At 45.5% G+C, this 550-nt stretch carries 1 protein-coding gene; it reads right to left on the reverse strand.

The genetic code is table 11. The features are described 5' to 3' along the window. Positions 1–531, reverse strand: a 531-nt coding sequence (locus tag EXA13_RS17015) for an IS3 family transposase (RefSeq protein WP_238134105.1), incomplete at its 3' end; no start/stop codon positions are given. Between the last annotated feature and the right edge of the window lie 19 nt (positions 532–550).

Consider the following 550-nt stretch of genomic DNA (forward strand, 5'->3'; position numbering starts at 1 on the left):
CATTTTCAGTGCATTCGTAATGAGTTGAACCGTCATCGTCGTATCTAAAGACCAACCAACAATACGCCGTGAATGCAGGTCCAGCACCGTGGCTAGATAGAGCCAACGGCTCTTCACCCAGATGTAGGTGATGTCGGTCACCCATTTCTGATTAGGGCGCTTAGCCTCAAAGTCTCTACGTAATAAATTATCAGCTACATTGGTCATCGCTGCCACATCCTTAGTGTATTTGAACCCAATACCGTTGCGTGCTTTTATGCCCTTTTCTTTCATAATATCAGCAATATAGTTCACGCAGCAGGCATGGCCTACTTCCTTCAACTCATCGGTAATTCGCACCGAACCATAACGAGCACGATGCTTCGCAAAAGTACACATGACTAACTGCTCAAAACGGCATCGCCGCTTTGAGCGTTCACTTGGTTCTCTATTCAACCACTTGTAATAACCACTAGGAGAAACATCCAAGGCGCGACACATATGGGTCACTTTATATTCCCCAACATAACTTTCGATATACTCGTACTTCACTCTTGCTGCTTCGCGAAGT

The organism is Vibrio cincinnatiensis (genome assembly GCF_022113815.1).
In the GTDB taxonomy this organism is placed as follows: Bacteria; Pseudomonadota; Gammaproteobacteria; order Enterobacterales; family Vibrionaceae; genus Vibrio; species Vibrio cincinnatiensis_A.